Origin of the sequence: Bathymodiolus heckerae thiotrophic gill symbiont (assembly GCF_900128515.1) — a bacterium.
Classification (GTDB): Bacteria; Pseudomonadota; Gammaproteobacteria; order PS1; family Pseudothioglobaceae; genus Thioglobus_A.
This window is the reverse complement of record NZ_FQTP01000130.1, coordinates 1-2,971: the sequence shown is the minus strand read 5'-3', so window position 1 is coordinate 2,971 and position 2,971 is coordinate 1. Positions and strand designations below refer to the sequence as shown.

At 38.3% G+C, this 2,971-nt stretch carries 2 protein-coding genes and 1 pseudogene; 1 reads left to right on the top strand and 2 read right to left on the bottom strand.

The features are described 5' to 3' along the window. Positions 1-50: 50 nt before the first annotated feature. Together brxC and BTHERMOSOX_RS10045 are read right to left on the bottom strand one after the other, a co-directional pair. Positions 51-1,928 (bottom strand): BREX system P-loop protein BrxC, encoded by a 1,878-nt coding sequence (gene brxC, locus BTHERMOSOX_RS10050; protein ID WP_138121027.1) that lies wholly within the window; start codon positions 1,926-1,928, stop codon positions 51-53. Next, positions 1,925-2,527, bottom strand: coding sequence for a hypothetical protein (locus BTHERMOSOX_RS10045; RefSeq protein ID WP_138121026.1), 603 nt, complete (start codon positions 2,525-2,527; stop codon positions 1,925-1,927). Before BTHERMOSOX_RS10045 ends, brxC begins: the two co-directional genes overlap by 4 nt. Before the next feature lie 208 nt (positions 2,528-2,735). On the opposite strand from BTHERMOSOX_RS10045, the pseudogene BTHERMOSOX_RS10040 reads away from it, so the two are divergent. Next, positions 2,736-2,971 (top strand): annotated as a pseudogene (locus tag BTHERMOSOX_RS10040) (ISNCY family transposase); the annotation flags it as partial.

The following is a 2,971-nucleotide window of genomic DNA, read 5'->3' as shown; positions in this document are numbered from 1 at the left end:
GTAATAATTGCTTTGCTAGCTGCTCGTATTTTTTGTGTGGTTCTGTTTTTTTAGTCATTAACTTTATGATACAAGAATTCAGCTGCTAGCCTTGAATTTTGTCCCGTCTTAAGTTGGTAGCCTCTTTTTTCATCAATCAGCTGTTCATTAATGGCGGTGATTTTTGAGATCAGTTGTTCTGCCTGATTGATGATTCCATAAGGAGATTCAGATTTTAAGATGTTGTCAATTTGTGTCAGTATGCTGACTGCATCTGGGTTTTTATCAAGTGAATGTCTATTTTGGTTAGCTAATTGATATGCAGATGTCAGTTTTGTCCAGATAGTTTTCTGGTTTTGGTAGAAATTATGCAGGTCATGGTAGTCGTCAGATAGATCCAGTAGCTCATTTTTCAAACGATTAAATTTTTCTATAAAACTGTAACTGTCTTTGTCATGCAGTAATTGATCTAATAATTTGATGGATTGATCAATGGTTTTTTTACCGGGATAGCTTCCTGTATCTGCCAGCGGTTTAAATGATTTAAGTTGTTCTTGCCACTGTTGTGCTGATTGGTGCAAGTAATTGAATAAGGGTTCTTCTCCATCGGGTCCCATACTAGCAAAGATATCTTTTCCTAATTGTCTGGCTTTTTGCAAGGTATGACTATCCAATGTCTTTTTACGAATGACCTGAATCTTTGCCCAGCTGCTGGGCTTTTTTATATCCTCAAAAATACGATCTCGGCTAAGAGGGCTTGCATCTAATAATAGGTTGATTTCATTAGTTACCAGTAGATGTGTGAGTAGCAGCATAGAGTCCCACTCAGGCCAGCCATAGGGTCTTTTTTCATAACGACCAATTATGTCTTTTAAAATTATTTTGTGGCTACTGTGAGTGCTTAGATCGATATATGAACGAATTTCCTGTAATGCATCAGGGTTTGTTTCAGGCATATTATCCAGTACGGTTTGCTGATTAATGTCATTACTGCGTAATAATGCTTGAATTTCTTTTAGATGGTCGCCCTTGAACGGCGTTAGTTTGCTTAGTTTGGAGAAGCTGTTTTCTACTAAATAGTGAAGAGCATTATCCAGACGATTTTTTACTGATGTTGCAGTTGCTGTGAGCGTTTGACCGCAAACATAGCATTCACCCTGATGTATCGCTGTTTCAACGAGATCAGTCAGGCGTTTGTGGCGTTGACGATTTTCATCAGCTCGATCTTGAATGATGCGTTTAGTTGTATGCGGTAAGGAATCACTATTTTTTAAGCGGATATACTTTTCAGTTCTTAAGTAGGTACGTAGTTCCTGACCTAGCAATGCATCATCCGTTAATTTGAAGATAACTTGTCCATTTTCCTGAGTACTTTGCATTATGCAGCGTGAAGGATCATAGCTCTGGTAATCATCAGCCAATGGAGTAATTACAGAGACGATTAATTCATAGTCTAGTTTGTTGCCGATTGGGTGAGCATCACAAAGTCTGGCGAAATTAAAATCTTTACTATTTTTCAGGTATCGAAATTTTGTTTGTCCTTTTAGCAGATCTTCATAAATCAGTTCGCCCATTTCCTTGGCTTCTTCGGTGCTGCTAATTTCAACGGCTTTAATTTCTTTATTAATGTCCTGTTCTTCATTAGTCAGGAAAAAGTAGTCTTCACCATTGCGGCTGATTAATGTTTCTCTTTCTAATCTAAGTAGGCTTTCTTCGATTTGTTGTTTTAAGGCTAATCTGTCAGCATCTATCTGGGTAATAGATAGGGTAGTTAAATTAGACACGTTACCTTTTATTTCTTCAACATAACGAATCAGAAATAAGATACGCAGTAATCCAATATCAAATGATTCTAAACCTGGGTTACTAGCCGCCTGGTTGATAGTGCGTTTTACACTGGTATCAAGAAAAGATTCGATAGAGGAGTAAAAGCGATATAGAGGAATCAAAAGTCCTGTTTCCTGATCAGCAACTTGTAATGCAGCGTCTGGAAGGCATCTAGCATGGAACGTTCCCCACGGGCTAGGTGTTTGCCAGTTGCGCCTACTTTACGGATTGATTCAAAGACTTTTTGAATTAGCTGGAATTGATACGGCGCAAAAGGGTAGTGATTGATAAAATCCTGTTCATCTTTATATGAATTAAACGTCATTCCCACTTTATAAAAGCTGAGTTGGCTTTTGATAATATCGGCTTTATCTTTGTAAATACCTGCTAGTTCATCGGTGAAATTTTCTTTTTTCTTTAATAGCCTTGCCTGGATGACTTCATCAACATTATCACTGGATAATGACAAACGCGTTTTAAATCGCCCTTGAATTTTTGAGAAATCATTGGCTTTGGATGCTTTGACTTCACCCAATACCGCATCAATATCTTCCTGTGATGTGACCACAACCCAGGCTCTGCCATGACACAATGTGCCGAGGTTTTCAGTGATCGTTTGCAGGCTCAACATAAGGTGAGTATCTTGACCAATAAACTGGCCAATTTCATCAACCAGAAAAACAATTCGATGTTGCTCACCTGTTATACCTAGTGCTTGCACGAAATAAATAATACTCTTTTAAATCAATCCATTATGGTATAATAACACCCAATAATAGCATTGAAGATTCTGATCATCCCTTTTTGGTGGTTATCGTAAAAAATCATTATGTCATTGTTATTTAACAAGTATTTATTTCTACAAACCGAACTGGCAAAGACTAAGCCCTCAAGAATAGCCCGGTTCATTAAAACTTCGCATCAGATCCATGAGAAACATCATATCGTCACAACTGGAAATCGGGCAAGTCGATATTGCCAACATCGTCATTGACGTCACATCGCGCGATGATATTCCACTCATCCTGCTGGGCTTGCAACACATCTATACAAGCAAACCTTTGAAAGAAACTGTTTTCAAAATCCTCCAAGAAGTTATTCCACGTAAGAATAAAACAAGCAGTGATGAAACAGTTTCCGTAGCGCCAGACAGAGGGCGCCCCGG